We start from the raw sequence: 15129 nt of genomic DNA, 5'->3' as shown, positions 1-15129 counted from the left end.
GAAGCGCCGCCGGGCGATTACAGCACCTTATGCGGGCCGAAGCACTCGTAATGAATGCTGTCTTTGTTCACACCCAGCCCCACCAGCTGCTGCGCGGCATACTGCATAAACGCCACCGGTCCACAGACGTAGAACTGCATGTCCGGCGCGCTAAACGCCCCTTCCATCTGGCTTAAATTCATCAGACCTTCGCTGTCAAACCGTGCGGCTGCGCGATCTGCATCCGTCGGCAGGCGATACCAGGTGTGCGCGGTGAAACGCGGCAGGGAGGCCCCGAGCGTTTTCACCTCATCCGCAAAAGCGTGCACGTCGCCGTTTTCGGCGGCATGGAACCAGTTAACTTGTGCACCGTGGTGTGATTTTGCCAGCGTATCGAGCATCGCCAGCATTGGCGTCTGGCCGACGCCCGCAGAGATCAGCGTGACCGGTGTATGAGTGTCAACCGCCATGAAGAAGTCGCCCGCTGGCGCGGCCAGATGGACCACGTCGCCCACGTTCGCTTCGTTGTGCAGCCAGCTGGAAACCTGACCGCCGTCCTCACGCTTCACCGCAATGCGGTAGCCTTTACCGTTTGGCTTGCGGGTAAGAGAATACTGACGGATCTCCTGATGCGGGAAACCTTCAGGCTTCAGCCACACGCCCAGATACTGCCCTGGCTGGTAATCGGCCACCGGTTGACCGTCCACCGGCTCAAACTCGAAGCTGGTGATTAACGCACTGCGCGGCGTTTTCTCAACGATGCGGAACGCGCGCGTGCCTTCCCAGCCGCCGTTCTTACTGGCGTTTTCGCTGTAGATCTGCGCTTCACGGTTGATAAACACGTTTGCCAGCACTCCGTAGGCTTTACCCCACGCGTCCAGCACCTCCTGGCCCGGGCTGAACATCTCGTCCAGCGTTGCCAGCAGGTGACCACCCACGATGTCGTACTGCTCGGGTTTGATCTGGAAGCTGGTATGTTTCTGCGCGATTTTTTCCACCGCAGGCAGCAACGCTGGCAGGTTTTCAATATTGCTGGCGTACGCCGCGATGGCGTTGAACAGCGCTTCACGTTGATCGCCGTTACGCTGGTTGCTCATGTTGAAAATCTCTTTGAGCTCCGGGTTGTGCGTGAACATGCGATCGTAGAAATGGGCGGTGAGTTTAGGGCCGGTTTGCACCAGCAGGGGAATGGTGGCTTTTACGGTAGCGATGGTTTGAGCGTCGAGCATGAGCGCGTCCTTTTGATGTCACTTTAATGATGTATTTTAAATGCATCTTATAAAAAATACCCCTGCGTTGTAAATGGTTCTTTGCAAGATGAAAAATATGCATCACAAACCTGAAAAGAAATCCGCTGGAAAGGGCGAGAGCTTTATTCCTCAAACCCTTGCGTGGCGGGTAGGAAAACGTTTGCGTAAAATCGTTTGTCAAGACCTGTTATCACAGAACTAATCAGTTATACTGTTGCCCGTCGTCCAACAGGACTGCCTTTTCAGGCCAAAATTTACTTGTTAGCTGAGTCAGGAGATGCGGATGTTAAAGCGTGAAATGAACATTGCCGATTATGATGCCGAACTGTGGCAGGCTATGGAGCAGGAAAAAGTACGTCAGGAAGAGCACATCGAACTGATCGCCTCCGAAAACTACACCAGCCCGCGCGTTATGCAGGCGCAGGGTTCTCAGCTGACCAACAAATACGCTGAAGGTTACCCGGGCAAACGCTATTACGGTGGTTGTGAGTACGTTGATATCGTTGAGCAGCTGGCTATCGATCGTGCGAAAGAACTTTTTGGCGCTGACTATGCAAACGTCCAGCCGCACTCTGGCTCTCAGGCTAACTTCGCGGTCTACACCGCGCTGCTGCAGCCGGGCGATACCGTTCTGGGTATGAACCTGGCACAGGGCGGCCACCTGACTCACGGCTCCCCGGTTAACTTCTCCGGCAAACTGTACAACATCATCCCTTACGGTATTGATGAGTCCGGTAAAATTGACTACGAAGACATGGCGAAGCAGGCTAAAGAGCACAAACCGAAGATGATCATCGGTGGCTTCTCTGCTTACTCCGGTATCGTTGACTGGGCAAAAATGCGCGAAATCGCAGACAGCATAGGTGCTTACCTGTTCGTTGACATGGCGCACGTTGCGGGTCTGATCGCTGCAGGCGTTTACCCGAACCCGGTTCCACACGCTCACGTTGTGACCACCACCACCCACAAAACCCTGGCGGGTCCACGCGGTGGCCTGATCCTGGCGAAAGGCGGTGACGAAGAGCTGTACAAAAAACTGAACTCCGCGGTGTTCCCAAGCGCGCAGGGTGGCCCACTGATGCACGTTATCGCGGCAAAAGCGGTCGCGCTGAAAGAAGCGATGGAGCCAGAGTTCAAGGTTTACCAGCAGCAGGTTGCTAAGAACGCCAAAGCGATGGTGGAAGTGTTCCTGAACCGTGGCTACAAAGTGGTATCCGGCGGGACTGAAAACCACCTGTTCCTGCTGGATCTGGTTGATAAGAACCTGACCGGTAAAGAAGCTGACGCAGCCCTGGGCCGCGCCAACATCACCGTGAACAAAAACAGCGTGCCAAACGATCCGAAGAGCCCGTTCGTGACGTCCGGTATCCGTATCGGTTCTCCGGCCGTGACTCGCCGCGGTTTCAAAGAAGCAGAAGTGAAAGAACTGGCTGGCTGGATGTGTGACGTTCTGGACAACATCAATGACGAAGCGGTTATCGAGCGCGTCAAAGGTAAAGTTCTGGATATCTGCGCACGCTTCCCGGTTTACGCATAATTCCTCTGCTTTGCAGAAATAAAAAAGGCCGCGCATGCGGCCTTTTTTTATGGCTTAACGCCGGTCCAGGGAGATGGCGCCTGGCCCCACAATCGCCAGCAAAATAAAGGCGCCAGCAATACTGACGTTCTTGTAGAAGTTAATCATGTTCGGTACGACCGCATCACCGGTCATATCCCAGTAATGATGCCCAATCACCGCCGTTCCGAGAGTGTAGAACACAAACAGTACCGCGAGAGGACGGGTGAAAAAGCCCAGTACGATCAGAATGGCGGCAGGCACTTCCATGACTACCGCAATAATGGCCGCCAGCATGGGCATCGGCGTGCCCAGCGAGGTCATGTATTGTACGGTGCCGCTAAACCCCGTCAGTTTTGGATAACCAAAGATAATAAACAGCACGACAAGCGCGATGCGGCCAATGAGCAGCAGCAGGTGACGTGACTGGCCGAAATCGAGATAACGTAGTGAGTTCATGGCAGAAAAACCTCTGCAAGTGGAGTAATTTAAACGTAATACATATTTTCATTCCCTGCCATAAGCCAGACGATTGCACAAGATGTTAATTTTTCGTTAATTTATAGCAGGCTATCTACTTGCTTAATTTTTATATTCTCGCCAGACTATGGCCTCGATTTCGGGAGGGATTCATGGTCTTGCATTCCACGCGCTGGCTGGCGCTCAGTTATTTCACCTATTTCTTTAGCTACGGCATTTTTCTGCCTTTCTGGAGCGTCTGGCTTAAGGGTATCGGCCTGACGCCCGAGACCATCGGCGTTCTGCTGGGAGCCGGGCTGGTGGCGCGTTTCCTCGGCAGCCTGCTGATCGCCCCGCGCGTCAGCGATCCCTCCTTACTGATCAAGGCCGTGCGCATTCTGGCTCTGTTGACCCTGGTCTTTGTGGCCTGCTTCTGGGTCAGCCACCAGTTTGCCTGGCTGATGGTGGTGATGGTTGGCTTTAACCTGTTCTTCTCACCGCTGGTGCCGCTGACGGATGCCCTGGCGAACACCTGGCAAAAGCAGATCACCATGGACTACGGTCGCGTGCGCCTGTGGGGCTCTATCGCTTTTGTGATTGGCTCGGCGCTGGTGGGAAAACTGGTTAGCCTGTACGATTACCGCGCCATTCTTGCCCTGTTGAGCATCGGTATTGCCTCGATGCTGCTGGGCATGCTGCTGCGACCATCGGTGATGCCGCAAGGGGAAAGCCGCCATCAGGAGAGTGCTGGCTGGCCCGCATGGCGGAGCCTGGTCGCACAGAGCTGGCGTTTTCTGGCGTGCGTATGCCTCCTTCAGGGGGCACATGCGGCGTACTATGGTTTCAGCGCCATCTACTGGCAGGGGGCGGGATATTCTGCTTCCGCCGTGGGCTATCTGTGGTCGCTGGGCGTGGTGGCCGAAGTCATTATCTTTGCCCTGAGCAAAAAACTGTTCCGCCGCTTTGGCGCGCGTGACCTGCTGCTCCTTTCCGCCGTGTGCGGGGTGGCGCGCTGGGGGATTATGGGCTGGACGACCGATCTGCCGTGGCTGATTGTGGCGCAAATTCTTCACTGCGGCACCTTTACCGTGTGCCATCTGGCGGCCATGCGCTATATCGCTGCGCGCGAGGGCGGGGACGTGATTCGCCTGCAGGCCGTCTATTCGGCAGTGGCAATGGGGGGCAGTATCGCGATGATGACGGTCTTTGCAGGGTTCCTCTACCAGCATCTGGGGCATGGCGTGTTCTGGGTAATGGCTCTGGTGGCGCTACCGGCAATGTTTGTTCGACCGAAAGTGGCCGCACGCGCGTAACTATGATTCCAGCATGGCGCGAATATGTTCTTGCTGCTGCGCGTTCAATGTCTCAACGGCATGAATCAACGGCGGCGAGAACAGCGGCAGGGCAGTCGGGTAAGGGGTGATAACCAGCGCGGCTTCGCGCGGCGCTCCCTCTTTCTGGAAAGCCTGTAGCGTCAGATAGCGAATGTTGAGCGGCAGCAGCGTCAACTCGCGAAGCTGCTGTTCGATCTGCTCCTCACTGGCTTTATCGTCTCCCGTCAGCAGGATCACCTGTTTTTCATGCAGGTCGGTCTCCTGCATCAGCCAGGCCCCGAAAATTACCGCCACCAGGCTCATCTCTTCGTCGGAAAAACGCAGCCCGAATTCCGCCTCCAGCTCAAACAGCGCCTCTTTCGTGGTACGTAACAGCCGGGGATAAAGGCGGTGGATCTCCTCCGGCAGGCTGTTGTCGATGCCGATCTCAAACAGCGAACGGTCCAGCGCCTGAGCCAGATGGATATACAGCTGATCGGTCAGCCCTTGTTCATCGCTGAAGTTCATCCCGGTCTGCGAACGAAAGCGGGCCACCATGCGCACGATGGCCCGGCGCAGACGCTGATCCTGCTGGTGCTTATCAAGCACCGGATCGGGGGTGCGGAGCATCATAAACAGCAGCGCCAGAAACAGCTGTTCATCCCCGTGGGCACCCTGCGGGACGCGCCGTCTCCAGTGGCGCACGATCTCCTGCGCTGTAAAATACTCCCCTCTCGACTGGGTCCAGCTGCGCTGAACGTGGGAAAACTGCGGCGTATTCCCGAGCTGGTGCTGAATAAGGCAGTATTGCAGATAGAGCTGTAAAAACTGGACGTCGCGGCATTCAAACTGGCGCTGGAGCTTGCGTGAGCAGAAGCCGATCAGCGCCCGCAGGTTCGCATCGTCGTAAAGTGGGCGCGCGATGCCGTGTTGTTTAAGCGCGGTTTTTAATGCGGGGGTAAACTGGTGCGAGACGAACTGCGGGCAAAGCCGTAGCGCCCGGCGCAGCCAGTGCAGCAGGCATAAACGCTGATTCAGGGCTGTGCCTTCAATCCGGTAGCAGCCGTCGTGGTGCGTAACGATATCCAGCCGGTGATAGCGCTGGATTTCATCGCGCGTCTCGGCTATATCTTGCCGTGCCATCGCGTCGTCCACGCCGTTGGCAGCGATTATGCTCTGTGCGGTGACGGCAGCATCGGGCAGGTAAAGCATCAAAAGCACCTGGCAGCGGCGCTGCGAACTGGAAAGCACAGATGGAATTTCAAGCGTCGTCATCATCTGTCGGGTATCCAGTGTGAATGTTTGATAAGAATAGCTAAAGGATGAGCGCTGAAAAGCGCGCCGGCAGGCCTTTCATTCAGGATTGCTGGGGAACATCACAGAATTTTTGACGTGAGGAATTGATGCAAACAGTTAAACAATGTGCGATGGCGTTATTTTTGGCGGTTATCAGCTTAACTGCCAGCGCACACCCTCACAGCTTTATTGACCTCAAAACCGAGCTGGTCACCGACGGCACGCAATTGAGCGGCCTGAAAATGCGCTGGACGATGGATGAAATCACCTCGGCTGACCTGCTCTATGACGCGGGAAACGCGAAGCCCGGTGACGAAATCTGGAAAAAGCTGGCGGCGGAAGTAATGGCCAACGTGCTCGGCCAGCACTACTTCACCGAGTTCTGGCATAACGGCCAAAAGGTCAAATTTCTGAACCGACCAACGGAATACGGGATGACGCGTGAAGGGCACCAGGCGGTGCTGACGTTCGTGCTTCCGCTGGCGCATCCTCAGCCGCTGGCCGGGCAAACGTACACGTTTTCCACTTTTGATCCCACTTACTATGTTGATATGCGCTATGACAAAGACAGCGACGTACGATTGCCGGACGCGCTGCAAAAAAGCTGCAAAATTGGCGTTCATACCCCGAAGCCCAGCGAAGAGATGCTGAACTTTGCGGTCTCACTCGACAAGGACGATGCCCCACCCGAGGATATGGAATTGGGTAAACAGTTCGCACAGGAGGTGACATTACAATGTCAGTGATCTCCTCTCCGGTTCGGAAACCTCGCCGCTGGCTGCATCTCTGGCCGCTGGCGCTCTTTTTGCTGTTAGCGGTTTGCGGCGCGCTGTGGCTGTGGCACGCCTGGCCGCAGGTCATGATGAAAAGCATTATCTGGCAGCGTGAGGTCAACCAGCAGATGAGCGGACTGCTGAAGGCGGTGGCGGAGAACCCGACCAAAGCGGGCGGATCCCTGCTGGCGTTCAGTTTTGTCTATGGCGTTCTGCACGCGCTGGGGCCGGGGCACGGCAAAATCGTGATTACGACCTGGCTCGCCACCCATCCGTCAAAGCTGAAATCGAGCATCGGCCTGACGCTGGCCTCCTCGCTGCTGCAGGGCGGCGTGGCGATTGCGCTGGTCGTTGTTGTGCTTTCACTTTTGCAGCTTCCGGCGCGCCAGCTGCACATGAGCAGCTTCTGGCTGGAGAAAGGGAGCTACGCGCTGGTGGGCGTGCTGGGGCTGATCCTGTGCTGGCGGGCGCTGAAAAAGCTGCGCGTGCTGCTGCAAAAACCGACATTCAAAACCTTTACGCCGCACCACGTTCATGATGAACACTGCGGCTGCGGACATCAGCATTTGCCCACGCAGGAACAATTACAGAACGGCGACGACTGGCGCGCGAGGTTGATGATTGTTCTCTCGATGGGGATGCGCCCGTGCTCGGGGGCCATCATGGTGCTGCTGTTCAGTAAGGTCATCGGCGTGTTCGGCTGGGGCATGCTGTCCGCGCTGGCGATGGCGGCAGGAACCTCTCTCACCATTTCGTCTTTAGCGCTGCTGGTACACAGCTTTCGTCAGCTGGCGGTCAAACTCAGCGGCAATAAAACGCCGGTGCTGTGGCGACAAATAGGGTGGACCACGCTTGCGCTGGCGGGTGGGGTGATTCTGCTGGTGGCTGCGGTGACAATGTGGATGAGTGCGGTACCGGTGGGAAGGGGATTACGGCCTTTCTAGCATACTGAGGGATTATGTAGGCCCGGTAAGCGTAGCGCCACCGGGCTTAACAAAGTGGATTAACGCTTCAGCGCATCGCTCAGTTCATCACGCATGTTGGCCAGCATGGCTTTAACAACGCGTGGGTTACCCGCAACGATGTTGCCGGTAGACATATAGTTATGGCCGCCGGTGAAGTCACACACAATGGCGCCTGCTTCACGCGCGATCAGCTCGCCCGCAGCAAAATCCCATGGCTTCAGTGAGAGTTCGAAGTAACCGTCAACGCGGCCGGTTGCCACGTAGGCCAGATCCAGCGCAGCAGAACCGGTGCGACGGAAGTCCGCACATTCGGTGAACAGTTTGCCCAGGATATTCATATAGGTGGTCGCGTGCTGTTTCGCCTTGAACGGGAAACCGGTCGCCAGGATGGTGCCGTCCAGATCACGTGCGTTGCTGCAGCGCAGACGGTAGCCGTTCAGCTGCGCGCCCTGACCGCGGGTCGCGGTGAACAGTTCGTTACGCATTGGATCGTACACAACGGCGACTTCAGTACGGCCTTTAATGCGTACTGCGATAGACACAGAGAAGTGTGGCAGGCGTTTGACGAAGTTGGTGGTGCCATCCAGTGGATCGATAACCCATTGAACATCCTGATCGGTACCTTCATGTTCACCGCTTTCTTCGGTGATGATGGTGTGCTGTGGGTAAGATTTGCGGATCGTTTCGATAATAATCGCTTCTGCGGCTTTATCGACGTTTGTCACGAAATCATTGCTGCCTTTCTGGCTGGTTTCTACGGAGTCTGGCGTTTCGTAGTGTTTGGCAATTACATTACCCGCCTTGCGCGCTGCGCGCACGGCGATGGTCAGCATCGGATGCATCGGTCTCTCTCACTGGATGTTAAAGAACAGGAAAATCGGCGCAGAGTATAGCAGCGGGATCGGATTATGTCTCCCGTTTATGATAATATGCCCGAATATTCTTCAGACACTGAATTCAGACATTAAAAATTATGCTGCAAAACATTCGAATTGTGCTGGTCGAAACATCGCATACCGGCAACATGGGCTCCGTTGCCCGCGCTATGAAAACCATGGGCTTAACGAACCTGTGGCTGGTTAACCCGCTGGTGAAACCTGACTCGCAGGCTATTGCGCTGGCGGCCGGGGCCAGCGACGTGATCGGCAATGCCCAGATCGTCGATACCCTTGACGAAGCGCTGGCTGGCTGCAGCCTCGTTGTCGGTACCAGCGCGCGTTCGCGCACGCTGCCGTGGCCAATGCTCGATCCGCGTGAATGCGGCCTGAAAAGTGTCTCGGAAGCAGAACAGGCACCGGTTGCGCTGGTATTTGGCCGCGAGCGCGTTGGCCTGACCAACGATGAACTGCAGAAGTGTCATTATCACGTCGCGATTGCGGCAAACCCAGAGTACAGCTCGTTGAACCTGGCGATGGCGGTGCAGGTTATCGCCTATGAAGTGCGTATGGCGTGGCTGGCAACGCAGGAAAAAGGGGTTGAGCCTAAAGAAGAGACGGCTTACCCGCTGGTGGACGACCTTGAGCGTTTCTACGGTCACCTGGAGCAGACGCTGCTCTCAACCGGCTTTATCCGCGAAGGCCATCCGGGTCAGGTGATGAATAAGCTGCGCCGTCTGTTTACCCGCGCGCGTCCGGAAAGCCAGGAGCTGAACATCCTGCGCGGGATCCTGGCGTCGATTGAGCAGAAGAATAAAGAGTAGTGTCGTCTGTTCGCCGGGTGGCGCTTTGCTTACCCGGCCTACAAAACCGTCGGTCGGGTACGCGAAGCGTCACCCGACAAAAAACGGCACGGAAGGTTAAATACCTGACTAAAACAGTCAAGTAAATAGTTGACCATTTTAGTCAGGAATGTCAGACTTGGCCCTGCTATGCAATACCCCATTTTACAATAAAAAACCCCGGGCAGGGGCGAGTTTGAGGTTAAGTAAGACATGAGACTGACATCTAAAGGGCGTTATGCCGTGACCGCGATGCTGGACGTTGCGCTCAACTCCGAAGCGGGCCCGGTTCCGTTGGCTGATATTTCTGAACGACAAGGGATCTCCCTCTCTTATCTGGAACAGCTGTTCTCCAGACTGCGTAAAAATGGACTGGTTTCCAGCGTTCGTGGCCCAGGCGGCGGTTATCTGCTGGGTAAAGACGCGGGCAGTATTGCTGTTGGCGAAGTGATCAGCGCAGTTGACGAATCCGTTGACGCGACCCGTTGCCAGGGTAAAGGCGGCTGCCAGGGCGGCGATAAGTGCCTGACCCACGCGCTGTGGCGCGATCTGAGCGACCGTCTGACCGGCTTCCTGAACAACATCACCCTCGGTGAGCTGGTGAACAACCAGGAAGTTCTGGACGTATCGGGCCGTCAGCACGGCCATGATTCCCAACGCAGCACCCGCGCGCAGGACGCTATCGACGTCAAATTACGCGCGTAATAAAACGATAAGTATTTCAGAATCAGGCCGGGGCGAAGACTCGCCCCGTGTACTCGGTCGTACATCCAGCCGGTTGCCTGATTCCTTGCATTGAAGCGATGTACGGAGTTTATAGAGCAATGAAATTACCGATTTATCTCGACTACTCCGCAACCACGCCGGTGGACCCGCGTGTTGCCGAGAAAATGATGCAGTGTCTGACCCTGGACGGAAACTTTGGTAACCCAGCTTCCCGTTCACACCGTTTTGGCTGGCATGCTGAAGAGGCGGTTGATATCGCCCGTAATCAGATCGCTGACCTGGTGGGTGCCGACCCGCGTGAGATTGTTTTCACCTCCGGTGCGACCGAATCCGACAACCTGGCGATCAAAGGTGCAGCCAACTTTTATCAGAAAAAAGGCAAGCACATCATCACCAGCAAAACCGAACACAAAGCCGTGCTGGACACCTGCCGTCAGCTGGAGCGTGAAGGGTATGAAGTCACCTACCTGGCGCCACAGAGCAACGGCATTATCGATCTGAAAGAGCTCGAAGCGGCCATGCGTGATGACACCATTCTGGTCTCCATCATGCACGTCAACAACGAAATCGGCGTGGTACAAGACATCGCGACCATCGGCGAAATGTGCCGCGCGCGCGGTATCATCTACCACGTGGACGCGACCCAGAGCGTGGGCAAACTGCCTATCGACCTGAGCCAGCTGAAAGTGGACCTGATGTCCTTCTCCGGCCACAAAATCTATGGCCCGAAAGGGATTGGCGCGCTGTACGTTCGTCGTAAACCACGTATCCGCATCGAAGCGCAGATGCACGGTGGCGGTCACGAGCGCGGCATGCGTTCCGGTACGCTGCCTGTTCACCAGATCGTGGGCATGGGCGAAGCCTACCGCATTGCAAAAGAAGAGATGGAAACCGAGATGGCACGCCTGCGCACGCTGCGTAACCGTCTGTGGGACGGCGTGAAAGATATGGAAGAAGTGTATCTGAACGGCGATCTCGAGCAGGGTGCTCCGAACATCCTCAACGTCAGCTTCAACTATGTTGAAGGCGAGTCGCTGATCATGGCGCTCAAAGACCTGGCGGTTTCTTCCGGTTCTGCCTGTACGTCTGCAAGCCTTGAGCCATCCTACGTGCTGCGTGCGCTGGGTATGACTGACGAGCTGGCACACAGCTCTATCCGTTTCTCTTTAGGTCGTTTCACTACCGAAGAAGAGATTGACTACACCATCAAGCTGGTTCGCAACTCCATTGGCCGTCTGCGCGACCTTTCTCCACTGTGGGAAATGTTCAAGCAGGGCGTGGATCTGAACAGCATTGAATGGTCACATCACTAATCGGTACATAAGGAGAATTCAATCATGGCATACAGCGAAAAAGTCATCGATCATTACGAAAACCCACGCAACGTTGGCTCTTTTGACAACAGCGATGAATCTGTTGGTAGCGGCATGGTCGGTGCGCCAGCGTGTGGCGACGTGATGAAGTTGCAGATTAAAGTCAACAATGAAGGTATCATTGAAGACGCGCGCTTCAAGACCTACGGCTGCGGTTCTGCTATCGCGTCCAGCTCCCTGGTCACCGAATGGGTGAAGGGCAAGTCTCTGGACGAAGCACAGGCAATCAAGAACACGGATATTGCTGAAGAACTCGAACTGCCACCAGTGAAAATTCACTGCTCAATTCTGGCAGAAGACGCGATCAAAGCCGCCATTGCGGATTACAAAAGCAAACGTGAAGCAAAATAATTGAGGTTTGAGTATGTCGATTACCCTTAGCGACAGCGCTGCCGCGCGAGTAAGCTCTTTTCTGGCGAACCGTGGTAAAGGCTTTGGCCTGCGACTGGGCGTACGTACCTCCGGCTGTTCTGGTATGGCTTACGTACTGGAGTTTGTTGACGAACCGGCGTCTGACGACACCGTGTTTGAAGACAAGGGCGTGAAGGTGGTGGTCGATGGCAAAAGCCTGCAATTCCTCAACGGCACTCAGCTGGACTTCGTTAAAGAAGGCCTGAACGAAGGGTTCAAATTCACGAACCCGAACGTCAAAGACGAGTGTGGTTGCGGCGAAAGCTTCCACGTTTAACCGCGCGTCATCCGAAACCCCACCGTGGCGTTACCCGCTACGCGTGGGGTTTGTTTTAACAGGCTACCCCTGAGATTGTTATGGATTACTTCACTCTCTTCGGACTACCCGCTCAATACCCGATTGATCTCCAGGCGTTGACGATCCGTTTTCAGGATCTGCAGCGTCAGTACCATCCGGACAAATTCGCGAGCGGTACTCAGGCAGAGCAGCTGGCTGCGGTTTCCCACTCTGCCACCATCAACCAGGCCTGGCAGACGCTGCGCCATCCGCTGGCGCGCGCTGAATATCTGCTCTCGCTCCACGGTTTTGATCTGGCGAGCGAACAGCACACCGTGCGTGACACGGCGTTTCTGATGGAGCAGCTGGAGCTTCGCGAAGAGCTCGATGAGATTGAACAGGCCAAAGACGAAGCGCGTCTGGAAAGCTTTATTACGCGCGTAAAGGGCATGTTCGATACCCGCCATCAGCAGATGGTGGAGCAACTGAACAACGAGACCTGGGACGTGGCGGCAGATACTGTGCGCAAACTCCGTTTTCTCGATAAACTGCGAAGCAGTGCTGAACAACTCGAAGAAAAGCTGCTCGATTTTTAATTTCGGAAGCAATTATGGCCTTATTACAAATTAGTGAGCCTGGCTTAAGTGCCGCACCGCACCAGCGTCGTCTGGCGGTGGGTATTGATCTGGGCACCACCAATTCCCTCGTGGCGACCGTGCGCAGCGGCCAGGCGGAAACGCTGGCTGACGAGCAGGGGCGCCATCTGCTGCCTTCCGTGGTCCACTACCAGCAGCAGGGTCACACGGTAGGCTATGACGCCCGCGCTAATGCCGCGCGCGATCCGGCGAATACCATCAGCTCCGTCAAGCGCATGATGGGCCGCTCGCTGGCCGATATTCAGACCCGCTACCCGCATCTGCCGTATCAGCTGCAGGCAAGTGAAAACGGCCTGCCGATGATTGCGACCGCGGCCGGTCTGCTGAACCCGATTCGTGTTTCTGCTGACATACTCAAAGCGCTGGCTGAGCGCGCTACGGCAACGCTCGGTGGCGATCTGGACGGCGTGGTGATCACCGTTCCTGCCTACTTTGACGATGCACAGCGTCAGGGCACCAAAGACGCCGCGCGTCTGGCGGGTCTGCACGTGCTGCGTCTGCTGAACGAACCGACGGCGGCGGCGATTGCCTACGGCCTCGATTCCGGTCAGGAAGGGGTGATCGCGGTTTACGATCTCGGCGGCGGGACGTTTGATATCTCTATCCTGCGCCTGAGCCGCGGGGTGTTTGAAGTGCTGGCGACCGGCGGGGATTCCGCGCTGGGAGGTGATGACTTCGACCATCTGCTGGCGGACTACATCCGCGAGCAGGCGGGCATCAGCGATCGCAGCGATGCGCGCGTACAGCGTGAACTGCTGGATGCGGCCATCGACGCCAAAATCGCCCTGAGCGATGCGCAGACGGTTACCGTCAATGTTGCGGGCTGGCAGGGTGAGATCTCTCGCGATCAGTTCAGCGATCTGATTGCCCCGCTGGTTAAACGCACCCTGCTGGCTTGCCGTCGCGCATTGAAAGATGCGGGCGTTGAGGCGAACGAGGTGCTGGAAGTAGTCATGGTGGGCGGTTCGACCCGCGTGCCGCTGGTGCGCGAGCGCGTGGGCGAATTCTTTGGCCGCACGCCGCTGACCTCCATCGACCCGGACAAAGTGGTTGCCGTGGGCGCCGCAATCCAGGCCGATATTCTGGTTGGCAACAAGCCGGACAGCGAAATGCTGCTGCTGGACGTCATCCCGCTGTCGCTGGGCTTAGAAACCATGGGCGGCCTGGTGGAGAAAGTGATCCCGCGTAACACCACCATTCCGGTGGCGCGCGCGCAGGAGTTCACCACCTTTAAAGACGGCCAGACCGCGATGTCCATCCACGTGATGCAGGGCGAACGCGAGCTGGTGCAGGACTGCCGTTCTCTGGCGCGCTTTGCGCTGCGCGGTATCCCGGCGCTGCCTGCGGGCGGGGCGCATATTCGCGTCACCTTCCAGGTGGATGCCGACGGCCTGCTGAGCGTCACGGCGATGGAAAAATCCACCGGTGTGGAATCGTCCATCCAGGTGAAGCCGTCCTACGGCCTGACCGATGGCGAAATCGCCTCCATGATTCAGGACTCAATGAGCTACGCCGAGCAGGATGTGAAGGCGCGTATGCTGGCCGAACAGAAAGTTGAAGCCGCACGCGTGCTGGAGAGCCTGAACGGCGCGCTCGCTGCCGACGCCGCGCTGTTAAGCGCCGCTGAGCGTCAGGTGATTGACGAAGCCGCCGCGCGCTTAAGCGCCGTGGCCGAAGGTAATGACGCTGACGCAATAGAAGAAGCCATTAAAAACGTTGATAAACAAACCCAGGACTTTGCTGCTCGCCGCATGGACAAATCTGTCCGCGTCGCGCTGAAAGGCCAGTCCGTGGACGAGGTTTAATATGCCAAAGATTGTAATTTTGCCTCATGCGGACCTCTGTCCGGATGGCGCTGTTCTGGAAGCGAAGACCGGTGAAACCATTCTCGATGTTGCCCTGCGTGCAGGTATCGAAGTGGAACACGCCTGTGAAAAATCCTGTGCCTGCACCACCTGCCACTGCATCGTGCGTGAAGGTTTTGACTCTCTTGCCGAGAGCACCGAAGACGAAGACGACATGCTGGATAAAGCATGGGGTCTGGAGCCAGACAGCCGCTTAAGCTGCCAGGCTGCGGTGACCGATGAAGATCTGGTCGTGGAGTTCCCACGCTACACCATCAACCACGCACGCGAGCATTAATATGGGACTTAAGTGGACAGACAGCCGTGAAATCGGCGAAGCGCTCTACGACGCGAACCCGGATCTCGATCCGAAGACCGTACGATTCACCGATATGCATCAGTGGATCTGCGATCTGGAAGATTTCGACGACGATCCAAACGCATCCAATGAAAAAATTCTGGAGGCGATTCTGTTAGTCTGGTTAGATGAAGCAGAATAAATAACAAAACGGGCTGCCTTCAGGCGGCCCGTTTG

The 15129-nt window shown here is 56.4% G+C and carries 17 protein-coding genes; 13 read left to right on the top strand and 4 right to left on the bottom strand.

The window, feature by feature from the left end; genetic code table 11:
* Positions 1-17: 17 nt before the first annotated feature.
* On the bottom strand, positions 18-1208 hold the full coding sequence (gene hmpA, locus ACMGGQ_RS15380) for an NO-inducible flavohemoprotein (RefSeq protein WP_420290248.1): 1191 nt from the start codon (positions 1206-1208) through the stop codon (positions 18-20).
* 304 nt (positions 1209-1512) lie between these two features.
* Between hmpA and glyA the strand changes: the two genes are divergently transcribed.
* The gene (gene glyA, locus ACMGGQ_RS15375) at positions 1513-2766 is read left to right on the top strand and encodes a serine hydroxymethyltransferase (RefSeq protein WP_008502165.1); all 1254 of its coding nucleotides are present in this window, start codon (positions 1513-1515) and stop codon (positions 2764-2766) included.
* Between the two features lie 54 nt (positions 2767-2820).
* Here glyA and ACMGGQ_RS15370 read toward each other — a convergent pair whose 3' ends face one another.
* Complete coding sequence (locus tag ACMGGQ_RS15370) at positions 2821-3243, bottom strand: DoxX family protein (RefSeq protein ID WP_008502164.1); 423 nt, start codon at positions 3241-3243, stop codon at positions 2821-2823.
* Between the two features lie 173 nt (positions 3244-3416).
* Between ACMGGQ_RS15370 and ACMGGQ_RS15365 the strand changes: the two genes are divergently transcribed.
* Positions 3417-4556 carry a 3-phenylpropionate MFS transporter gene (locus tag ACMGGQ_RS15365; RefSeq protein WP_420290247.1) on the top strand — a complete coding sequence of 380 codons (1140 nt, stop codon included), beginning with the start codon at positions 3417-3419 and terminating at the stop codon, positions 4554-4556.
* Here ACMGGQ_RS15365 and csiE read toward each other — a convergent pair whose 3' ends face one another.
* The gene (csiE, locus tag ACMGGQ_RS15360; protein WP_126534752.1) at positions 4557-5834 is read right to left on the bottom strand and encodes a stationary phase inducible protein CsiE; all 1278 of its coding nucleotides are present in this window, start codon (positions 5832-5834) and stop codon (positions 4557-4559) included. It lies immediately after the preceding gene.
* Between the two features lie 125 nt (positions 5835-5959).
* Between csiE and ACMGGQ_RS15355 the strand changes: the two genes are divergently transcribed.
* Together ACMGGQ_RS15355 and ACMGGQ_RS15350 are read left to right on the top strand one after the other, a co-directional pair.
* On the top strand, positions 5960-6598 hold the full coding sequence (locus ACMGGQ_RS15355; protein WP_167211952.1) for a DUF1007 family protein: 639 nt from the start codon (positions 5960-5962) through the stop codon (positions 6596-6598).
* Positions 6589-7569 carry a nickel/cobalt transporter gene (locus tag ACMGGQ_RS15350; protein ID WP_420290246.1) on the top strand — a complete coding sequence of 327 codons (981 nt, stop codon included), beginning with the start codon at positions 6589-6591 and terminating at the stop codon, positions 7567-7569. The genes ACMGGQ_RS15355 and ACMGGQ_RS15350 overlap by 10 nt, the downstream gene beginning before the upstream one ends.
* A 59-nt stretch (positions 7570-7628) precedes the next feature.
* Here ACMGGQ_RS15350 and suhB read toward each other — a convergent pair whose 3' ends face one another.
* The gene (suhB, locus tag ACMGGQ_RS15345) at positions 7629-8432 is read right to left on the bottom strand and encodes an inositol-1-monophosphatase (protein WP_003860668.1); all 804 of its coding nucleotides are present in this window, start codon (positions 8430-8432) and stop codon (positions 7629-7631) included.
* 131 nt (positions 8433-8563) lie between these two features.
* Here suhB and trmJ point away from each other — a divergent pair, with 131 nt between their 5' ends.
* The 9 genes from trmJ (at position 8564) to iscX (ending at position 15094) form a co-directional block, all read left to right on the top strand.
* A complete protein-coding gene (gene trmJ, locus ACMGGQ_RS15340; protein ID WP_420290245.1) occupies positions 8564-9289 on the top strand; it encodes a tRNA (cytosine(32)/uridine(32)-2'-O)-methyltransferase TrmJ in 726 nt (241 codons plus the stop codon).
* A 231-nt stretch (positions 9290-9520) separates the two neighbouring features.
* On the top strand, positions 9521-10012 hold the full coding sequence (gene iscR, locus ACMGGQ_RS15335; RefSeq protein ID WP_045399615.1) for a Fe-S cluster assembly transcriptional regulator IscR: 492 nt from the start codon (positions 9521-9523) through the stop codon (positions 10010-10012).
* A gap of 119 nt (positions 10013-10131) precedes the next feature.
* Positions 10132-11346, top strand: a complete 1215-nt coding sequence (gene iscS / locus ACMGGQ_RS15330) for a cysteine desulfurase (protein ID WP_008502157.1) — start codon at positions 10132-10134, stop codon at positions 11344-11346.
* A gap of 24 nt (positions 11347-11370) precedes the next feature.
* Entirely contained in the window at positions 11371-11757 is a 387-nt protein-coding gene (iscU, locus tag ACMGGQ_RS15325; RefSeq protein WP_003860661.1) for a Fe-S cluster assembly scaffold IscU, read from the top strand.
* Between the two features lie 13 nt (positions 11758-11770).
* Entirely contained in the window at positions 11771-12094 is a 324-nt protein-coding gene (gene iscA, locus ACMGGQ_RS15320) for an iron-sulfur cluster assembly protein IscA (RefSeq protein ID WP_003860659.1), read from the top strand.
* Positions 12095-12174: 80 nt separating this feature from the next.
* Positions 12175-12690: a co-chaperone HscB gene (gene hscB / locus ACMGGQ_RS15315; RefSeq protein ID WP_024908642.1), complete on the top strand. Its 516-nt coding sequence runs from the start codon at positions 12175-12177 to the stop codon at positions 12688-12690.
* Positions 12691-12704: 14 nt separating this feature from the next.
* A complete protein-coding gene (gene hscA, locus ACMGGQ_RS15310) occupies positions 12705-14555 on the top strand; it encodes a Fe-S protein assembly chaperone HscA (protein ID WP_420290244.1) in 1851 nt (616 codons plus the stop codon).
* Between the two features lies 1 nt (position 14556).
* Positions 14557-14892, top strand: a complete 336-nt coding sequence (gene fdx / locus ACMGGQ_RS15305; RefSeq protein ID WP_003860652.1) for an ISC system 2Fe-2S type ferredoxin — start codon at positions 14557-14559, stop codon at positions 14890-14892.
* Position 14893: 1 nt separating this feature from the next.
* Complete coding sequence (gene iscX, locus ACMGGQ_RS15300) at positions 14894-15094, top strand: Fe-S cluster assembly protein IscX (RefSeq protein WP_003860650.1); 201 nt, start codon at positions 14894-14896, stop codon at positions 15092-15094.
* Positions 15095-15129: the final 35 nt, after the last annotated feature.

It is taken from the genome of Enterobacter sp. BNK-13, from assembly GCF_048685015.1.
In the GTDB taxonomy this organism is placed as follows: domain Bacteria; phylum Pseudomonadota; class Gammaproteobacteria; order Enterobacterales; family Enterobacteriaceae; genus Enterobacter; species Enterobacter quasiroggenkampii.
This window is presented reverse-complemented; position numbering and strand designations above follow the sequence as displayed.